Source organism: Pseudoalteromonas sp. J2K-J031, from assembly GCF_058197095.2.
On record NZ_CM200280.1, the window covers coordinates 1 to 17,703 of the forward strand.

Sequence of the window (17,703 nt, forward strand, 5' to 3'; positions counted from 1 at the left end):
GTAGGTTAATAAAGATCAGATCTTAACTTACTTTAGATCTGATCCTTACTAAGAAGAATATGAGTTATCAACAATGATAGGTTTAAAGGGCTTAAAACTAAGTTTTCAGATCTCTTTTTTACTAACTAAAGCTATTTTATTTCGAATTGTGGTTAATAAAAATACAAAATTAAGCCGTAAAAGACAAAATAAGAGCTTTTAGTTAGTATTAAAGTGATCTGTAAAACCAGTGTTAGTAAGAACATGATCTATTGAATTGTAAAAAGAGCGATTTAATAATCTTTGTTAGTTAAATAATGATCCATTTTTAGTTTTTTATTTCGGATCACTTTTTTACTAACATAAGTAATTAACTTTTTTGAAATTATGTGTTGTTATACAACGTCAGCTAAAACTATACGGAAAAAACAATGTCGAGCAAGGTAAAGATTTCTGTTGAAAACCTACCAGATACACTGAGAGGCCAAATACATGGAGTCGAAAGTGCTAATGATAATGAGAGCTTAGCCCTTTTTACCGATAATAAAGATGTTCGAGTGCCTGTTGAAAACTCTAGCCATGCGTTAAGAGCTTATTCAAATACGTTTAATCATTATGATCTTTGGGGGCGATTTGTTCGCTCTGGGCATAAAAAATTACCGGTTGAAGAAGCGCCTAAGAGAACTATCGTAACACGACGAATTTCTGAAAAAATTGATGGTATTCAATATAATGGTGAAATAAAAATAACACCTGCAGTCGTCAGTTCTCGTGAAGAAGGTGAAGAAAGAGAATATCTTGTTTGGCCTTCTGATCGTGAAGAAAAAGTTGAACGTGCGTTAATACGACTGGCTTCAAAAGGAAAAATTGTAAAAATAAACTTTAAGTCGGGAATACAATACGCTGTTGTTTTTTCAATGAATGAATTGGCACAAGAACTCAAAGGTGTCGGTCAATCAATGCCATTTCCACAAATTAAAGAATCACTTGAAGCGTTACAAGGCTCTAAACTCTCTTTTAAATATACGGCAATAGATACAAAAAATACCAACGTTGATGATTCATTTTATGAATCAAATATGAACTTCCTATCTTCTTTACACTTTAGTGGAAAAAAAGGTCAGGGGGGGAATGTAAAATGTGTGGCTTGCCTTAATGCATTTGTGCATAACATGATTGATAACTTAGATTACAAAGGTTACTACTTTAACCGTGCTCAAGAACTAAAACGGGGATTGAGTCGCTGGATGATGTTAAGGCTTTACCATTTATGGCGCTATGCAGCTCCGGGTAAAACTCATCATTTTAGATTATTATCGATTATGGAAAAATATGGCTCTATTTACGCTAATGATGTTATTACAGAAAATAAATTAAAAGCTTTACGACGTGATATGACAACGACAATGAAAGATTTAATCAATAAATCGGTTATTTCTGATTACACAATCGTAAATGTTAAAGATGATAAAACAGGAAATATTGTCGACTATACCTATGAAATGCATCCATCAGAGCAATTTTGTGAAGAAATTTTAGCATTAAATAAGCAAAATAAACGTTTAGAAATTCAAAGTGGTAAGCGAATTGTTGAAGAGGCGCTGACGATTGATGGTGATCAGTTAGAGGAAATTGTATCTAAATAACAGTATCTAAATACTTACCTAATTGCTTAAAAAATAAAAAGGGCTTAATTTAACATAATTAAGCCCTTTTTATTAATTATTTAGAGCTTCCAAATAAAGGCGATCGACTAGAAACTGTTTTTCTAGTTTCCTTGGATGTTGAGTCGGTTTATTATAATCTGGCAAGTTACCTAGTTTTAAATCGGGCGATGGATTTATAACAATGAAAGGTAATGCTGCACTTACATGATAACGATGAGTAGCATTAAAGCGTACGTTAACTTGGGGGCTGACAGGCGTAGGCCTTCTAATTCTAAGAACTTGTTTGTCTGGCAAAGCCGCAACTCTTAATTGTTCTTGATTTACCATTGCACGCCAAGCCTCTTCGTTAATTTTGTTAACACAGCCAAAATGTTCAGAATTATTTAAAAGTACTAAGGCTTCTTGTTTAGTAAATGTTTTAACTGAATGCTTATGCATCCAAGTAAAACGAATTGAATAGGGCGAATTAACTTCATAATGAATTTGGCGGTACACAGCAAGAGTAATGACATTCGGGATTGCTTCGTGTACAGCATTAAATCTGGCATCATTATTACCTAAACTTAAAATGAAGTTTTTAAAATCTATTTTAGCGTTATTAATTTGGTTGATACGCTTAATTAATGCATCAGGATTATCAGTATTAACTACTAGAATGCCAGGATGGCGAGTTAATACACGACCACTCATATCATGATTTTTAAAAACATCTAAATAAGCATTTTTAATATATGGTAAGGCAACTGTGCCTTTAAAAGGTGTAACAGGAATATGTGCACGACATTCATTTTCATCTTGAGCTAAAACACCAGGTAACTGAAAGTAACTAGAATGTACAGTTTCAAGATTATTGATCTCTTCAATTAAGTGGTGAGTTAATTCAATAATCAAGTCAAATTGACTATGGATAGATAATTTAAGACTCATAAGAACACATCATACAAAATTTAAAAAGTGAGTATCTCAACCAATCTTGTTTTTGTAAATTCCTTTTATTAGTTGACTCAGTTTTTGAGATAAAACTTTATTATTTAGATAAGTATGATGTGTTCTTTGTTATGGGAGACGGATAATTTATTTATTGGTACAATAACCTTTTTTATCTTGGAGGATATTAATTGGTCGAGCGGAAAATAGGAGCGAGTGCTTTAACTTTAATAATAGTAATAATAATGTCTTTAGTTTATGGAGGAATTCATAGTGAAAGTTTAGATCTATTTCACTTATCCAAAATAGATCAAATTGTCGCATTCGAACTAAGGTTACCAAAAATATTAACCGCTGTAATTGTTGGTATATCCTTATCTTTGGCGGGGCATATATATCAAGTGATGCTTTCAAACTCTTTAGCAGAACCGAGTTTACTTGGTGTGAGTGGCTTTTCATCTTTATTTATTGTACTTGGTGCTTCGATATTCGTTTATTACAACTTAAAGTATGATGTGTTCTCTATTCTGTTATTTGGAATTACTGGTGCCTGTATTTCAATATATATTGTTTTTAACATAGCAAAACGAATTGGCAGCTATTCAAGCGCGTCATTGATCCTGACCGGTATTTGCTTAACCACAATCACTTCAGCCATCACTAGTTGGTTAGTTTATTATACAAATAACGATCAGTTGAGAAGTTTTAGCTTATGGATGCTTGGAAGCTTTGAACATGTGGGCTATTTACAGTTATCCATCATTAGCATTATTGTTGCGCCTTTAATTGGGTATGTTTTATCGCAAACAAAAGCGCTAAATTGCTTATATCTAGGCGAAAAAAATGCCCAGTTATATGGTGTTAATGTATTACATTTCAGAAAAAAAATGCTTATTGTTGCAAGTATTTTAACGGCTGCTTCGGTGACTTTAGGCGGGATCCTAACCTTTGTAGGGTTATTAATACCCCATGCAACTCGATTTCTAATAGGGCATAACAATAAGGTATTGCTACCAAGCCTTATCATTAATGGCGCTTTATGTATGGTGTTTGTTGAGTGGTTATCTAGAACGATGACACCATTGCAATTACCTTTAAGTTTAGTCACGACCACAATTGGTGGGCCTCTATTTTTATTTATACTTTACAAACACTTTAAGGATCAAGGGCTCTGATGCTTAAAATTAAAAACTTAAACAAGCAAACAAGTGACAATTTTAGGATTACGGTCGAAAAATTACATCTCAATGCAGGGGTTCATCATCTTATAGGGCCAAATGGTGCAGGCAAGAGCACCTTGTTGGATATCATTAGTGGTTTATCTACAACAAATAATCAGGAAGTTTCGCTACTGGATATCAATGTTACTCCTTTTAATTTTGCACAATTAATCGATATAAGACGATATTTAATGCAAAAACAGCACATACATTTTTCCCTTACCGTGCTTGAAATGCTTGAAATTGCACATCCAAATTTAGATTTAGAAGAAACCTTAAACAAGGAGATTATTGTAGGGCTAGACCTACAATATTTATTACAGAGGTCGGTCAACCAGCTGTCTGGGGGCGAGCTTCAAAGGGCACAATTAGCACGCGTATTTATAAACATCACAATGTTAAATAACTATATTATTCTACTCGACGAGCCCTACACGGGCCTAGATATAAAACATCGATATTGGCTTAATAACTTTTTAGTCAAACTGCAAAGTTTTTGTTGTGTTCTGATCAGTCATCATGAAATAAATTTTGCGTTACGTTCAAATCAGTCGTGTATCTTAATCAATAAAGGCAAACTTCATGCACAGTATGAAGAAGCTTCTTGCATTTCAATAGAAGAAATAAAGTCCATTTTTGGTATCCCTGAAAAAGCAATAACTATAGAAAATGACGGGGTTAAACAAATAAATGGGATTTAAGGTGTTTTTTACTTTGAATTTTACGGCAAGACCTGTAAATTCAAGGCCTAGGTTATAGGAATGAGGAAGATAACGTGGAAAATTGGAACCCAAACAGTTGGAGACAAAAACCAATTGTACAGCAGCCAGAATACCCTGATGCTGAAAAATTAACTGAAGTAGAAAAACAACTCAATAGCGTGCCACCTCTGGTCTTTGCTGAGGAAACCCGTAGTTTATACAAACAACTCGCTTCTGTTTGTGAAGGAAAGTCATTTTTATTACAAGGTGGTGATTGCGCAGAATCTTTTTCTGACTTTAATGCTGCAAATATTCGTGACACATTCAAAACTATCATGCAAATGGCTGTGGTTTTAACTTACGGTGGTAAATGCCCAGTTGTAAAAATCGCTCGCATGGCTGGCCAGTATGCTAAGCCTCGCTCAACTGATTATGAAACCATCGATGGTGTAAGTTTACCTTCGTATCGTGGTGATATCATAAACAACTTTGATTTTACGCCAGAATCACGTATTCCAGATCCACAACGTTTGATGACGGCATATCACCACAGTGCAGCTACATTAAACTTATTGAGAGCCTTTGCTCAAGGCGGCCTTGCTGATTTACATCAAGTTAATCGCTGGAATATGAGCTTTGTAGCGGCAAACCCCCTCAAAGAAAAATATCAACGTTTAGCTGAACGTATTCAAGACTCTTTAGAGTTTATGGAAGTTTGCGGGATTAACTCGACCAATGCACCATGCATTAAAGAAACTGATTTATATACTTCGCATGAAGCGCTGTTACTAGGGTATGAAGAAGCCTTAACACGTCGTGATCACCTGTCAGGTGATTGGTATGATTGTTCAGCACATTTTGTTTGGATTGGTGAGCGCACCCGTCAACTTGACCACGCTCATATTGAGTTTTTTAAAGGCATTCAAAACCCAATCGGCGTTAAAGTGGGTCCTGGTATGACGCCTGATGATTTAATCAAACTGATTGATGCACTTAACCCTAATAATATCCCAGGTCGATTAACACTGATCACTCGAATGGGTGCTGATATCCTGCCAGAAAAATTACCACTCCTTGTTCGTAAAGTACAAGAGGAAGGTCGTAAGGTAGTCTGGAGTTCTGATCCAATGCATGGCAATACAGAGAAAGCAAATAACGGTTATAAAACGCGCAGCTTTGATAATATTCTTCGTGAAATTAGCCAGTTCTTTGCCGTCCATAAATCAGAAGGCTCATATCCTGGTGGTATTCATTTAGAAATGACTGGTCAACATGTGACGGAATGTACGGGTGGTGCATATGGCCTATCAGAACATGATTTGGCCCAGCGTTATCGTACACAATGTGATCCTCGATTAAACGCCGATCAAGTTTTAGAACTCGGTTTCTTAGTCGCAGATTTACTCAAAGACGCAAGAAATAATCGATAAAAAAAAGGCACTGTAAAGTGCCTTTTTCATTAATACTTTCGCCTTTCTAATCCTGTTTCAGCAATAATTTTTGCAGATATTTCTTCAACAGAGTAGTGAGTAGAACTTAAGTATGGAATTTTATGGTTTTTATATAACATTTCGACTTCTCTAATTTCAATCCGGCATTGCCTAAGTGAAGCGTAACGTGAATTAGCCATACGTTCATTTCTAATAGCAGCTAATCGCTCTGGATCGATAGTTAAACCAAACAATTTTTTCCTATGTTGAACCAGCGCTTTAGGTAACTTTAATTCATCCATGTCATCTTCGGTAAAAGGGTAATTTGCCGCTTTTATTCCATATTGAAGTGCTAAGTACAAACTAGTTGGTGTTTTTCCACATCGGCTTACACCTATTAAAATGATATCGGCCTCATCATAATTTTTTAAATTCGCACCATCATCATTCGCTAATGCATAATTAACAGCATCTATTCTAAAGTCGTAATTTTTTTCGTGAATGCTGTGCGTGCGATGTGTACGAGGAACAGGCGCAACATTGAGCTCCGCTTGAACTTGCCCACTGATAGTATTTAAGAAATCATAACATTTTGCATCCGATGTATTGATAATGTCAGATAATTCAGGGTTTACAAAAGTAAAAAAAACTAACGGCTTTTCACCCGAACCGCGTCCACAGGCATTAATTTGTGCTTTTACTTCAAGTGCTTTTTCGAGCGTTTCTACGAAAGGTATCGTTATATGTTTAAATTCAACAGGAAACAGTGACAGTGTTGCATGACCAAACACTTCAGCTGTAATGGCTGTCCCGTCTGAAATATAAAAAGCAGTGCGCACAAATTCTCCTTAATCATGCAAAAAATATGCATGAGTATTTAATTACAAGTTGCTAATTTTAATACGTCTGTTTACGTATGTATGTGGCACAGTGTAGAATTAGGGTGCGCTTTATGGAAGGTTTATTTAATCTTTACTAAAGTTACTAAGTCTTTAAAAGTAACTTAATTAAGTGGCAAAGCTTTATTAACCCCGTTCAAATCTAGGGATTGATTAAAATAACTAAACAAGCATGTGATTTATTTTAACCCTTTAACTATATAGTGAAATATTAAATGATTTCAAATAGTACTACTCTCTCTCAAGAATACATTCTCTGGTATCAAGAATTAGGCATGCATGATGTACCGCGCGTTGGCGGAAAAAATGCTTCCTTAGGTGAAATGATTTCAAATTTAGCAAACGCAGGCGTACAAGTACCAGGTGGTTTTGCAACAACTTCATTGGCATTTAATGACTTTTTAGAACAATCAGGCTTGAATGCTAAAATTTATGATGTACTCGATAAATTAGATGTAGACGATGTTAATAAACTCGCACAAGTGGGTGCCAATATTCGTCAATGGATTATCGACACTCCATTTCAACCACAATTAAATCAAGCAATTGAACAAGCTTATGCAACTTTGCATGGTGATTCACACGCTGATGTTTCTTTTGCAGTACGCTCTTCAGCTACTGCTGAAGATATGCCAGATGCCTCTTTTGCTGGCCAACAAGAAACCTTTTTAAACGTACGTGGCTTAGATGCAGTGATGATTGCAATAAAACACGTCTTTGCTTCCTTATTTAACGACCGTGCCATTTCTTATCGTGTACACCAAGGCTATGACCATCGTGGTGTTGCATTATCAGCAGGCATTCAGCGCATGGTACGTTCTGATAAAGCATCTTCAGGTGTTATGTTCAGTATTGATACTGAGTCAGGTTTTGAAGACGTTGTATTTATTACATCAAGCTACGGCCTAGGCGAAATGGTTGTACAAGGTGCTGTTAATCCTGATGAATTTTATGTTCATAAACCAACGCTAGCTAAGAATGTGCCAGCGGTAGTACGTCGTAACATTGGCTCTAAAGCTATTGAAATGATTTACTCATCAGATTTAAGCCACGGTAAGCAAGTTGAAATTGTGAATATTGAGCCTGCGCGTAGCAATCGATTTTCAATTACAGACACAGAAGTGATGGAGCTTGCAAAACAAGCTGTTATCATTGAAAAGCATTATGGCCGCCCAATGGATATTGAGTGGGCTAAAGATGGCAACGACGGTAAGTTATACATAGTTCAAGCGCGTCCAGAAACTGTGCGCTCTAACGAAGATACCAATGTGATGGAGCGTTACCAACTAAATGAAACATCGAATGTTATCGTTGAAGGTCGGGCAATAGGTCATAAGATTGGCTCGGGTGTGGTACGTGTACTGAACTCAATTTCTGAAATGGACAAAGTACAAGTCGGTGACGTTTTAGTGACCGATATGACAGATCCTGATTGGGAACCAATCATGAAACGTGCAGCTGCAATTGTCACCAACCGTGGTGGCCGTACATGTCACGCTGCAATAATTGCACGTGAGCTCGGCATTCCAGCGGTAGTGGGCTGTGGTAATGCAACCGATTTAATCAAAAATGGTCAAAATGTCACCGTATCATGCGCTGAAGGTGACACGGGATTCATTTACGAAGGCGAATTAAAACACGAAGTTATCACCTCACGTGTTGATGAAATGCCTAAATTACCAATGAAAATCATGATGAACGTTGGTAATCCTGAGCGTGCTTTTGATTTTGCACGTTTACCACATGCAGGCGTTGGCTTAGCCCGTTTAGAATTTATCATTAACCGTATGATTGGTGTTCATCCAAAAGCACTCATCAACTTTGATAAACAGCCTGATGCAATTAAAGCCGAGATTAACGATATGATTGCGGGTTATGAATCACCTGTAGAATTTTATATCGCTAAATTGGTTGAAGGTATTGCAACGCTTGGTTGTGCATTTGCACCAGAGCGTGTAATTGTGCGTATGTCTGATTTTAAATCAAATGAATATGCCAACCTTGTTGGTGGTCGCCAATATGAGCCAGAAGAAGAAAACCCAATGATCGGTTTTCGAGGAGCTGCGCGTTATATTTCTGATGACTTCCGTGAGTGTTTTGCTCTTGAATGTGAAGCAATTAAACGCGTTCGTAATCAAATGGACATGAAAAATATTGAAATCATGATCCCATTTGTACGCACATTAGAAGAAGGGAAGCGTGTCATAGAATTACTTGAAGAACATGGACTTAAACGTGGTGAAAATGGTCTAAAAGTAATTATGATGTGTGAACTTCCTTCAAATGCCTTATTAGCTGATGAGTTTTTAGAGCATTTTGATGGTTTTTCGATTGGTTCTAATGACTTAACCCAATTAACCTTAGGGCTCGATCGTGACTCCGGATTAATCGCGCATTTATTTGACGAACGTAATCCTGCAATCAAAAAGTTACTATCAATGGCTATTCAAAGCGCAAAAGCTAAAGGTAAGTATGTAGGAATTTGTGGTCAAGGTCCTTCAGATCATGCAGACTTTGCTGCCTGGTTAGTAGAGCAGGGCATAGATTCTGTTTCTTTAAATCCTGACACAGTACTTGAAACTTGGTTGTATTTAGCAAAACAGCTTAAAAAATAAGTTTTACTATTTTGCACAAAGGGAGCTTAAGAGCTCCCTTTTTATTTTTGCAAAACTTTATCTAGTGCACGGCATGAACGCTGAAACAAACTCTGACAGTGTTTTAGGTAAACCCGAGCTTTAGGATAATAAAAAGACAACAATACCAAGCCCACCATAAACAATAATAATGACGGTCCAGGCACGATTATAAAAATCAGCCCGAGTAAGAGACATACAATTGCTAAAAAGGTAAAAATCGTTTTTTTCATAATTATTCACTCCATGTTTATTTGAGTATAACAACTAAGAATTTACAAAGTATTAAATGATGTTACAAAACATCAATGGCTTAATTTTCAAAGTAAAAACCCGTGTTATAATGCCCACAAGCAGTCACAAATAAACGCCGTCATGATAGCAATAATTGATCAAGAGAAAATCGTACCTGAGCTAATCAATACTTATATTCAACAGCTAACCAAACAAGGTTTTGCCGGAGAATGTGATAGCAGTTATAGCACACGATTAGTCACCGCAACTGATAACAGCATTTATCAAGAAATCCCTCAAGCTGTTTTATTTCCAAAACACAAAGCTGATATCAATCTAGCGCTAAAAATAGCCAACAACACTGAGTTTCAGTCTTTAACCTTTGGCCCGCGCGGTGGCGGTACAGGCACTAATGGTCAGTCTTTAACCCCAGGGATCGTGATTGACTTATCGCGATATATGCGAGAAATCATTGAAATTAACATCGAAGAACGCTGGGTTAAAGTGCAAGCCGGTGTTATAAAAGATCAGTTAAATGACTATCTTAGACCTTTTGGTTTTTTCTTTTCACCCGATTTATCAACTAGTAATCGAGCAACAATTGGCGGGATGATCAATACAGACGCATCAGGTCAGGGGTCGCTTGTTTACGGCAAAACCAGTGATCATGTTTTAGGTTTAACAACTAGCTTAATCACAGGTGAAGAATTATGTACCCAGCAAGTTGAGATAGAAGACGCACAAAAGCTAGCTGCACAACCGGGTATGATAGGCACTATTTACCAAACAGCGTTAGCAATTGGCATTGAAAAACGCGCGGATATTTTAGCTAAATTCCCTCGTTTGAATCGTTTTTTAACCGGCTACGATCTTGAACATATTTTAAATTCTGATTTAACAAAATTTGATTTATCTCGTCTGATCACCGGTTCTGAAGGCTCGCTCGGTATAGTGACAGAAGCAAAATTAAATATTACACCAATTGCCACTTTTAAAACCTTAATCAACATCAAATATGATAGTTTTGATTCTGCGCTGCGTAACTCACCTTTTTTAGTTTCGGCTCATGCAACCTCTGTTGAAACCGTTGACAGTAAAGTCCTTAACTTAGCCCGTGAAGATATAGTGTGGCATTCAGTATCGGACTTAATAACCGATGTTCCAAATAAAGTAATGCTTGGACTCAATATGGTGGAGTTTAATGCAGAACGCCAAGAAGACATGGACGCAAAAGTTGTGACATTATGTCAGCAACTCGATGAAAAAATAATCCAGCAACAAGATGGCATTATCGGCTATCAAGTACTCACGAATAAAGCTGATATTTTAAAAATTTATACTATGCGTAAAAAATCAGTTGGCTTATTGGGCAATACCAAAGGACAACAAAAACCACTGGCCTTCGCAGAAGATACCGCCGTACCTCCTGAGAACTTAGCTGATTTTATTGTTGAATTTCGAGCATTATTAGACAGTCATGATCTGCAATATGGTATGTTTGGTCATGTTGATGCTGGTGTTTTACATGTAAGGCCAGCACTTGATATGTGCGATCCAATTCAAGAAAAGTTATTACGAACTATCTCTGATCAAGTAGTTAAGTTAACAGCCAAGTATGGTGGATTAATGTGGGGGGAACATGGAAAAGGTTACCGCAGTGAATATGGCCCAGCATTTTTTGGTGATGACTTATTCTTACAACTTCGAAAAATAAAAACCGTATTTGATCCTCAAAACCGCTTTAATCCAGGTAAAATTTGTACACCCCTTGATACCAATGCGCAGTTAGTGAGTGTTGACGGTCAAAAAAGAGCTTGGTTCGATCGACAAATCCCAACCCCAATAAAAACTAGTTTTGAAAACGCGATGAATTGTAATGGTAATGGCATATGTTTTAATTACGATGAAGCGTCACCAATGTGCCCGTCATATAAAGCAACGGGCGATAGACGCCATTCCCCAAAAGGGCGAGCGACATTAATGCGCGAATGGTTGCGGTTACAAAGCGAACAAAATATCGATATTTTAAAAAGTGAACAAGATTTAATTGACGGTAAAACAACAAATTGGTTTATGCGTCGTCGTAACGATAAAAATAAAGTAAAACAATTCTATGATTTTAATCATGAAGTTAAAAAATCAATGGATGAATGTTTAGCTTGTAAAGCCTGTACGACAGCCTGCCCAATTAAGGTTGATGTGCCTACGTTTCGCGCTCGATTTTTAAATTATTATCACAGCCTCTATAACCGACCTTTTAAAGATTATATTGTCAGTAATATTGAAAAAACGGCGCCTCTGATGGCGAAGTTTTCGTGGTTAATCAACCCTTTTTTGAAAAACTCAGTAGTTCAAAAACTAATTACACAATCAGTAGGGTATGTAGATACCCCAATTTTAAGTCAGCCAACGCTTGCTCAAAGGCTAATTCAAAATGAGCAATTTGATTTTGAAAAAGTATCGCAATTAAGTGACGCACAAAAGCAGCAAACAGTTTTAATCGTCCAAGATCCATTCACTAGTTTTTATGAAGCCGAGCTAGTTGAAAGCTTTGTTATTTTACTAAAAAAAATGAACAAACATGTTTTTGTTTTACCTTTTAAGCCCAATGGTAAAGCGCAACATGTGAAAGGATTTTTAAAGGAATTTAAAACAACAGCACAAAACGCAGCTGAATTTTTAAATCAAATTAGCCAATTAAATATTCCTCTCGTGGGACTCGATGCATCTTTAGTAATGTGTTATCGCGATGAATACCATAGTATCTTAAATAAACAACGCGGGAATTTTTCAGTATTGTTAGCGCACGAATGGTTGGCTACTCAAACAGTTTCGTCACAACGTAAAAAATCAGACCAAACTTTAACTTTGCTAAGTCATTGCACCGAAACAACCGCGCTGCCGCAAGCAACACATGTTTGGAAAACTATTTTTTCGCAACTTGGCTATCAGTTAAATACTCCAGCAACAGGATGTTGTGGTATGGCAGGTACGTATGGCCATGAAATACAAAATCAGGAAAACTCAAAAAAGTTATATCAAATGAGTTGGCAACCGATTATTGCAGATAAAAAAATAGAAACTATTTTAGCAACTGGCTTTTCTTGTCGAAGCCAAATAAAGCGTTTTGAAAAACAAAAAGCCAAACACCCAATTGAATTTTTGGCTGAGGCTTTATAAAGCCAACTGATCGTAAGCAGGCTAGTTCTATTTAGCCTGCTTAAATAAATTGATCAAAGGGCGAGTCGATATACCATGTAACAATACGCTTAACAAAATAACCGTAAATGCTATCGACACAATTTCATTTTTATTTTCAATATCACTTTGGTAAACCATCAGGGTAAAAACAATTGAAGCCATTCCCCGAGGACCAAACCAAGCAAGTGTCATTTTATCTTTGTTTGTTAATTCAGTGGCTGTGAGAACTAAAAATACCGGCACCATTCTTACAAAAGTCAGTGAAGCAAGACTAAACAACACTATTGGCCAACTCAATTGCGTAAAAATAAGTGCGCCAGCTAAAAATCCAAATACACACCAAATTAATGACGACATAAAATCTGAAAGTTGCTCTGAATCTGTCAGTAGCTTTGTTTTAACCTTTCCTTTATAAAACCAATCAAATAATAAACCCGCAACAAAAACTGCAATAAAACCACTACCATGAAAATATTGCGTTAAACAATATAAACAAATCGCCAAAGACGTCATCAAAAATGGGCTAGTCGTTTTCGCAAATAAATGCCTACGCTCTGAAAATGATATAATTTTTAAAGTGATAGCCATGCCTAGAGTTGCTGTACACAAAGCAATGCCTATTTCATGAAAAAAGATTTGCCAAATCCAGCTCGCACTTTGTTGCTCAACCGGTTGATTGATCATAAATAAAATCAGTAAAAAAAAGGGAACGCACAATCCATCATTCAAACCACTTTCAAAATTAATTCCTTCACGAAGTTTTTCCGGCACCCATTTGTTGATGATGAATCCTTTACAAAGTGCAGCATCAGTAGGCGATACAATAATTGCCAAAAGTGCTACGTACCAAAATGATAAATGCGGAAATAAAAAGTACGCCATCAACGCTGCAAATAAAAAAGTTAACGGCAGGGCAACTAATAATAATAAAGCGGGGATCAACCAACTGGTGCGTAACGTTTTTAAATTAGAATTAGACGCATCAATAAAAATAACTGACGCAAGTGTCAATTCAACAAATAATTGCAAGCCAGGTTGAAAATATTTTAAATCAATTGGCAAAGTAAAAATATAAAAATGAATACATAAACCAATAAACATAAAAAACATCGGCCCGGTAATTTCAGCCGATGAAAACTGCCGCACGGCCACAGAGTAAATAAAAGCAGCAAACGCAACAAAAAATAAAACCTGATATTCCATCTTAGATTTTCCTATTTATCCCAGATTTTGCTCGCTCTTTAACATTCGTTTGAATGTAAATTTGATCTGTTGTCGCCAACTTTGCATGGCCTAAATCTTCAGAGAGATGTTTTAACGGTCGAGTTTGTGCATCATGTGTTGCACCGGTATGCCTAAGCCAATGGGCAGTGGCCGAACTTAATTGCTCAGCGTCTTCGACAAAACCATCTTTTCGTAATGAATGTTCCGCTAAATCAAAACTTTGTTTAACCAAACGTCGGATTTGCCTAACTTCCATACCGCCTTGCCCACGAATTTTATGAATAATAGAGAAGGGCTCATCGGCTGTCGGCAAACTACTCAATCCTCGATATAATCGATAACGTTTTAAGTAACCTAAAAAATCATCCGACAAAGTAACATCACGTAATTTATTGCCTTTACCCATTACCCTTAAAAACCAAAACCCATCATTATCTTGCCAAAAATGTGACATAACTGGTGACCATTGTGGTCTTTCTGATAATTCGGATATGCGTAAATATAATCCTTTTAAACAGGCAAGCGTAAATAAGTTTCGCTCATAATCAGGCTCTATTGTGCATAAATCTTTTGTGACACCAAAAACATATTCCCACTGAATATCGCTTAAGGTGTCGGGTTGATTTATTTGAGATTGTACGACAAGAAATGGGCTATTTTTCTTTACAACAGGGACATAATTAGCAAACGTTTTTTCTTCTAAAATTGCAAATTTATAAAAAACATTTAGCGCTGTAAACATAGATGAAATTGTTTGTTGGCTAACAGCACTTGTTTTGACCATAAAAGGGCGCCAGTTTTTATTAAATATACGTTGTCCTTCTTTATCTTTATAACGCCATTGCACTGAATTACTTGACCAAGCAGGTAATGGCTCCATAACAAATTCTACATAAGCTTCGATATCATCACGTTTTAAATCAAAAATCGATTTTTTTTGAATGCACCATGACCATAAATAAAAACGTTCGATCTCATTCCTAAACCGACTATAAGTTGCTTCGGATTTTCGACCATAAACATATAAAAATAAATATAAGAATCTCAAATCAGCTTTCACTTGTGGAACATCGTAAAATATAGAGCTAATAAATTGATTTAATTCAGGATATTCATAATTCAAGGTATCATCCTCTAAGTGAGCGATTTGATAACGTAGCTGTTTTAATGTATCGACTAAGGCAATGAGCATAAATAAGTTAAATACGATGTTTAGAATTTTACCTATTATAATATTAAGTCCAATACTGTCTAGTATTGGACTTAATTAATTTACAAGAAAAATTTCTCTTAAAAACGAACATATTTAGCGTCATAGCATTAATCTAAAGCGCTCAAGATGTTTGAGTTGTTATAAAACACATATATTTAACATAATCTTAATTATGAGACATTAAATCCATATATCATTACACCAAGCTGCTTATTGATTCTTATAATAGTAAACTAGGCATTTTTGTATAAGAAAAGAACTCTGTATTAAAATTCTATTTTGATAACAATTAATTTAATAAACCCGCATTTTTAAAATATAAAAGACATCATTTATTATTTTAAATTAATATATTAGTGACAGTGATAAATTAAAAAACAAATTTAAAAACATGGATTTACACTTTATTTTATATAATTTATTTTTATCGGAATATAATACACACATAAAAGTACAATACAGTTATAAATAATAACAATGGGTAAGGTACATGTATAAATATCACCTATTTATTTTATACTTTAATATATTTAGGTCATTAAAAAGTACATTTTATTAAATTTGAAATATTAATTTGCCTAACAGCTCCATAACTCCTATGATCTCCGCGATTTTCATAAATGGTAGAACCTATGTCTCAACTCACTGTCACACCCCGAATTTATGATGCTGTGCTCACTATCTTAAATAATGTTGCACATGCTAAATGCCCATTAGACAAAGCCTACGCGCAGCATTTTTTTAACTTTGATTACGCCCCTCAAGATCATGCAAGCATTACCCAGATCACCGGCGAATTTGTCCGAAAGTTAAATCTTTATAGCTTTTTAACTGACAGTACCATCGAAAATATCACTTCAAAACCGACAAAACTATTTTATGCTTGGTCGAAAATAGAAGGCCAGCGATTACCAAACTTTATTGAGTTCACATCAACTGAGGCTGAATCGGTAAATGAATTAATTGAAAGTGCTAAGCAAGACGAAGCATTACTTGATGGCTGCCCTACTTGGCTAAATATATTAGGGAATAACGAACTAGGAGATAGATGGCCACAAGAACGCAATGCGTTAAGTATGCCGCCTAAACGTTTTTTGCGGGTCAATTTATTAAAAACAAATGCGCTTGAATTGCAAAAAACATTGGCTAAAGAACACATTGAGACACGTTTAATTACCGATTGTGATACTGCATTGGAAGTCACATCAAACAGTGCCTTATTTAAAAGTTTAGCATTTAAAAATGGATTATTTGAACAACAAGATATTGGCTCTCAGCTTATTATAAAAGCACTTGATGTAAAACCAGGTATGCGAGTGATTGATGCGTGCTCAGGTGCAGGCGGAAAAACTTTAGGTTTGTCTGCTCATATGAAAGGTAAGGGACGCCTGTTAGCGATGGATGTTGAAGAACATAAACTTAACGCATTAAAGCAACGTGCAAAACGAGCCAGTGCCGACAATATTGAAACACGTTTAATTACTTCCAGTAAAACAATTAAAAGACTTAAAGAAAGTGCCGATAGAGTATTACTTGATGTGCCTTGCAGTGGGCTTGGCGTGTTAAAGCGTAATCCTGATGCAAAATGGAATGGTAACATGAACGAATCACTTGCAACACTTCGGTTACTTCAGCAGGATATTCTTACACGTTATAGTAAAATGCTCAAAATTGAGGGAATTTTAGTGTATGCAACCTGCTCTATTTTACCTAGCGAAAATGAGCATCAAGTGGATGCATTTTTAGCTGCAAACCCTAATTTTGAGCTGTTAGAACAAACAATCATTAGCCCAGCAAAAACAGGCTTTGATGGGTTTTATTACGCTTCAATCAAACGTATTTCAGCATAAAAAAACCGACGAAAGTCGGTTTTTTTTCAAGCTACTGAAGATTAAATTGCAACTTTGTCGCTATTACGCTTGATGAATTGTTCAACTTTTACGCCGTTACACTCTAGTGATTTCAACTGACGATTTGTTTTTAAGCTACTTAAGCCTTCTTCTAACGCTTTAATACATAAGTTCGATTCTGTATTAGTGTCAGCAGCATAAAAGGATACTTTTGGCGTATTCACAACATCAACAGCATTGTTTTTGGCAAATTTAGCTGCAAATTGATCAATTGGTTGGCCATTACAGTAAAAATTTGTATCAAAACGGCTGATATATAAACCGTTAGAATTTGCAAATTTACGTGCTGCAGCAAAGCCTTGCTCAGCAGCTGTTAAACAAATTTTGCTGTCGATTGAATTATCTACTGTAAAAAATTTATCTGTATTAACTTGTGCAACTGCGTGAGAAGAAACAGCAATAAGACTAACAGCGATAAGAGACTTTAACATATACAACCTTTTTGAACGAGTGAACGAAATTTGC

At 35.9% G+C, this 17,703-nt stretch carries 13 protein-coding genes; 7 read left to right on the top strand and 6 right to left on the bottom strand.

Annotated elements, in window-relative coordinates; all coding sequences use genetic code 11:
- Positions 1 to 410: 410 nt before the first annotated feature.
- Entirely contained in the window at positions 411 to 1,625 is a 1,215-nt protein-coding gene (locus tag AC3KZC_RS17315) for a replication protein A (protein WP_490577211.1), read from the top strand.
- A 72-nt stretch (positions 1,626 to 1,697) separates the two neighbouring features.
- Here the strand turns inward: AC3KZC_RS17315 and AC3KZC_RS17320 are convergent, their stop codons facing one another.
- The gene (locus AC3KZC_RS17320) at positions 1,698 to 2,573 is read right to left on the bottom strand and encodes a DNA replication terminus site-binding protein (RefSeq protein WP_490577212.1); all 876 of its coding nucleotides are present in this window, start codon (positions 2,571 to 2,573) and stop codon (positions 1,698 to 1,700) included.
- Between the two features lie 191 nt (positions 2,574 to 2,764).
- On the opposite strand from AC3KZC_RS17320, the gene AC3KZC_RS17325 reads away from it, so the two are divergent.
- The 3 genes from AC3KZC_RS17325 (at position 2,765) to AC3KZC_RS17335 (ending at position 5,924) form a co-directional block, all read left to right on the top strand.
- A complete protein-coding gene (locus AC3KZC_RS17325) occupies positions 2,765 to 3,748 on the top strand; it encodes a FecCD family ABC transporter permease (RefSeq protein ID WP_490577213.1) in 984 nt (327 codons plus the stop codon).
- Complete coding sequence (locus AC3KZC_RS17330; RefSeq protein WP_490577214.1) at positions 3,748 to 4,494, top strand: ATP-binding cassette domain-containing protein; 747 nt, start codon at positions 3,748 to 3,750, stop codon at positions 4,492 to 4,494. The genes AC3KZC_RS17325 and AC3KZC_RS17330 overlap by 1 nt, the downstream gene beginning before the upstream one ends.
- A 74-nt stretch (positions 4,495 to 4,568) precedes the next feature.
- Complete coding sequence (locus AC3KZC_RS17335; RefSeq protein WP_490577215.1) at positions 4,569 to 5,924, top strand: class II 3-deoxy-7-phosphoheptulonate synthase; 1,356 nt, start codon at positions 4,569 to 4,571, stop codon at positions 5,922 to 5,924.
- A 29-nt stretch (positions 5,925 to 5,953) separates the two neighbouring features.
- Here AC3KZC_RS17335 and ppsR read toward each other — a convergent pair whose 3' ends face one another.
- Positions 5,954 to 6,763 carry a posphoenolpyruvate synthetase regulatory kinase/phosphorylase PpsR gene (gene ppsR / locus AC3KZC_RS17340; protein WP_490577216.1) on the bottom strand — a complete coding sequence of 270 codons (810 nt, stop codon included), beginning with the start codon at positions 6,761 to 6,763 and terminating at the stop codon, positions 5,954 to 5,956.
- Positions 6,764 to 7,038: 275 nt separating this feature from the next.
- Here ppsR and ppsA point away from each other — a divergent pair, with 275 nt between their 5' ends.
- A complete protein-coding gene (gene ppsA / locus AC3KZC_RS17345; RefSeq protein ID WP_490577217.1) occupies positions 7,039 to 9,438 on the top strand; it encodes a phosphoenolpyruvate synthase in 2,400 nt (799 codons plus the stop codon).
- Between the two features lie 41 nt (positions 9,439 to 9,479).
- Here ppsA and AC3KZC_RS17350 read toward each other — a convergent pair whose 3' ends face one another.
- On the bottom strand, positions 9,480 to 9,689 hold the full coding sequence (locus tag AC3KZC_RS17350; RefSeq protein ID WP_490577218.1) for a PGPGW domain-containing protein: 210 nt from the start codon (positions 9,687 to 9,689) through the stop codon (positions 9,480 to 9,482).
- Positions 9,690 to 9,831: 142 nt separating this feature from the next.
- Between AC3KZC_RS17350 and ydiJ the strand changes: the two genes are divergently transcribed.
- Complete coding sequence (gene ydiJ, locus AC3KZC_RS17355; protein ID WP_490577219.1) at positions 9,832 to 12,870, top strand: D-2-hydroxyglutarate dehydrogenase YdiJ; 3,039 nt, start codon at positions 9,832 to 9,834, stop codon at positions 12,868 to 12,870.
- Positions 12,871 to 12,897: 27 nt separating this feature from the next.
- On the opposite strand, the gene AC3KZC_RS17360 is transcribed toward ydiJ, so the two are convergent.
- Together AC3KZC_RS17360 and AC3KZC_RS17365 are read right to left on the bottom strand one after the other, a co-directional pair.
- Positions 12,898 to 14,094: a cation:proton antiporter gene (locus tag AC3KZC_RS17360; RefSeq protein WP_490577220.1), complete on the bottom strand. Its 1,197-nt coding sequence runs from the start codon at positions 14,092 to 14,094 to the stop codon at positions 12,898 to 12,900.
- A gap of 1 nt (position 14,095) precedes the next feature.
- Positions 14,096 to 15,307 carry a tyrosine-type recombinase/integrase gene (locus AC3KZC_RS17365; RefSeq protein WP_490577221.1) on the bottom strand — a complete coding sequence of 404 codons (1,212 nt, stop codon included), beginning with the start codon at positions 15,305 to 15,307 and terminating at the stop codon, positions 14,096 to 14,098.
- 653 nt (positions 15,308 to 15,960) lie between these two features.
- On the opposite strand from AC3KZC_RS17365, the gene AC3KZC_RS17370 reads away from it, so the two are divergent.
- The gene (locus AC3KZC_RS17370) at positions 15,961 to 17,178 is read left to right on the top strand and encodes an RsmB/NOP family class I SAM-dependent RNA methyltransferase (protein WP_490577222.1); all 1,218 of its coding nucleotides are present in this window, start codon (positions 15,961 to 15,963) and stop codon (positions 17,176 to 17,178) included.
- Positions 17,179 to 17,219: 41 nt separating this feature from the next.
- Here the strand turns inward: AC3KZC_RS17370 and AC3KZC_RS17375 are convergent, their stop codons facing one another.
- Positions 17,220 to 17,669, bottom strand: a complete 450-nt coding sequence (locus tag AC3KZC_RS17375; protein WP_490577223.1) for an exonuclease III — start codon at positions 17,667 to 17,669, stop codon at positions 17,220 to 17,222.
- Positions 17,670 to 17,703 lie beyond the last annotated feature (34 nt).

Excerpts from the sequence above, each read along its gene's own strand:
- AC3KZC_RS17315 (WP_490577211.1), top strand. The coding sequence starts at position 411 with ATGTCGAGCAAGGTAAAGATTTCTGTTGAAAACCTACCAGATACACTG.
- AC3KZC_RS17320 (WP_490577212.1), bottom strand. The coding sequence starts at position 2,573 with ATGAGTCTTAAATTATCTATCCATAGTCAATTTGACTTGATTATTGAA.
- AC3KZC_RS17330 (WP_490577214.1), top strand. The coding sequence starts at position 3,748 with ATGCTTAAAATTAAAAACTTAAACAAGCAAACAAGTGACAATTTTAGG.
- ppsA (WP_490577217.1), top strand. The coding sequence starts at position 7,039 with ATGATTTCAAATAGTACTACTCTCTCTCAAGAATACATTCTCTGGTAT.
- AC3KZC_RS17350 (WP_490577218.1), bottom strand. The coding sequence starts at position 9,689 with ATGAAAAAAACGATTTTTACCTTTTTAGCAATTGTATGTCTCTTACTC.
- ydiJ (WP_490577219.1), top strand. The coding sequence starts at position 9,832 with ATGATAGCAATAATTGATCAAGAGAAAATCGTACCTGAGCTAATCAAT.
- AC3KZC_RS17360 (WP_490577220.1), bottom strand. The coding sequence starts at position 14,094 with ATGGAATATCAGGTTTTATTTTTTGTTGCGTTTGCTGCTTTTATTTAC.
- AC3KZC_RS17365 (WP_490577221.1), bottom strand. The coding sequence starts at position 15,307 with ATGCTCATTGCCTTAGTCGATACATTAAAACAGCTACGTTATCAAATC.
- AC3KZC_RS17370 (WP_490577222.1), top strand. The coding sequence starts at position 15,961 with ATGTCTCAACTCACTGTCACACCCCGAATTTATGATGCTGTGCTCACT.
- AC3KZC_RS17375 (WP_490577223.1), bottom strand. The coding sequence starts at position 17,669 with ATGTTAAAGTCTCTTATCGCTGTTAGTCTTATTGCTGTTTCTTCTCAC.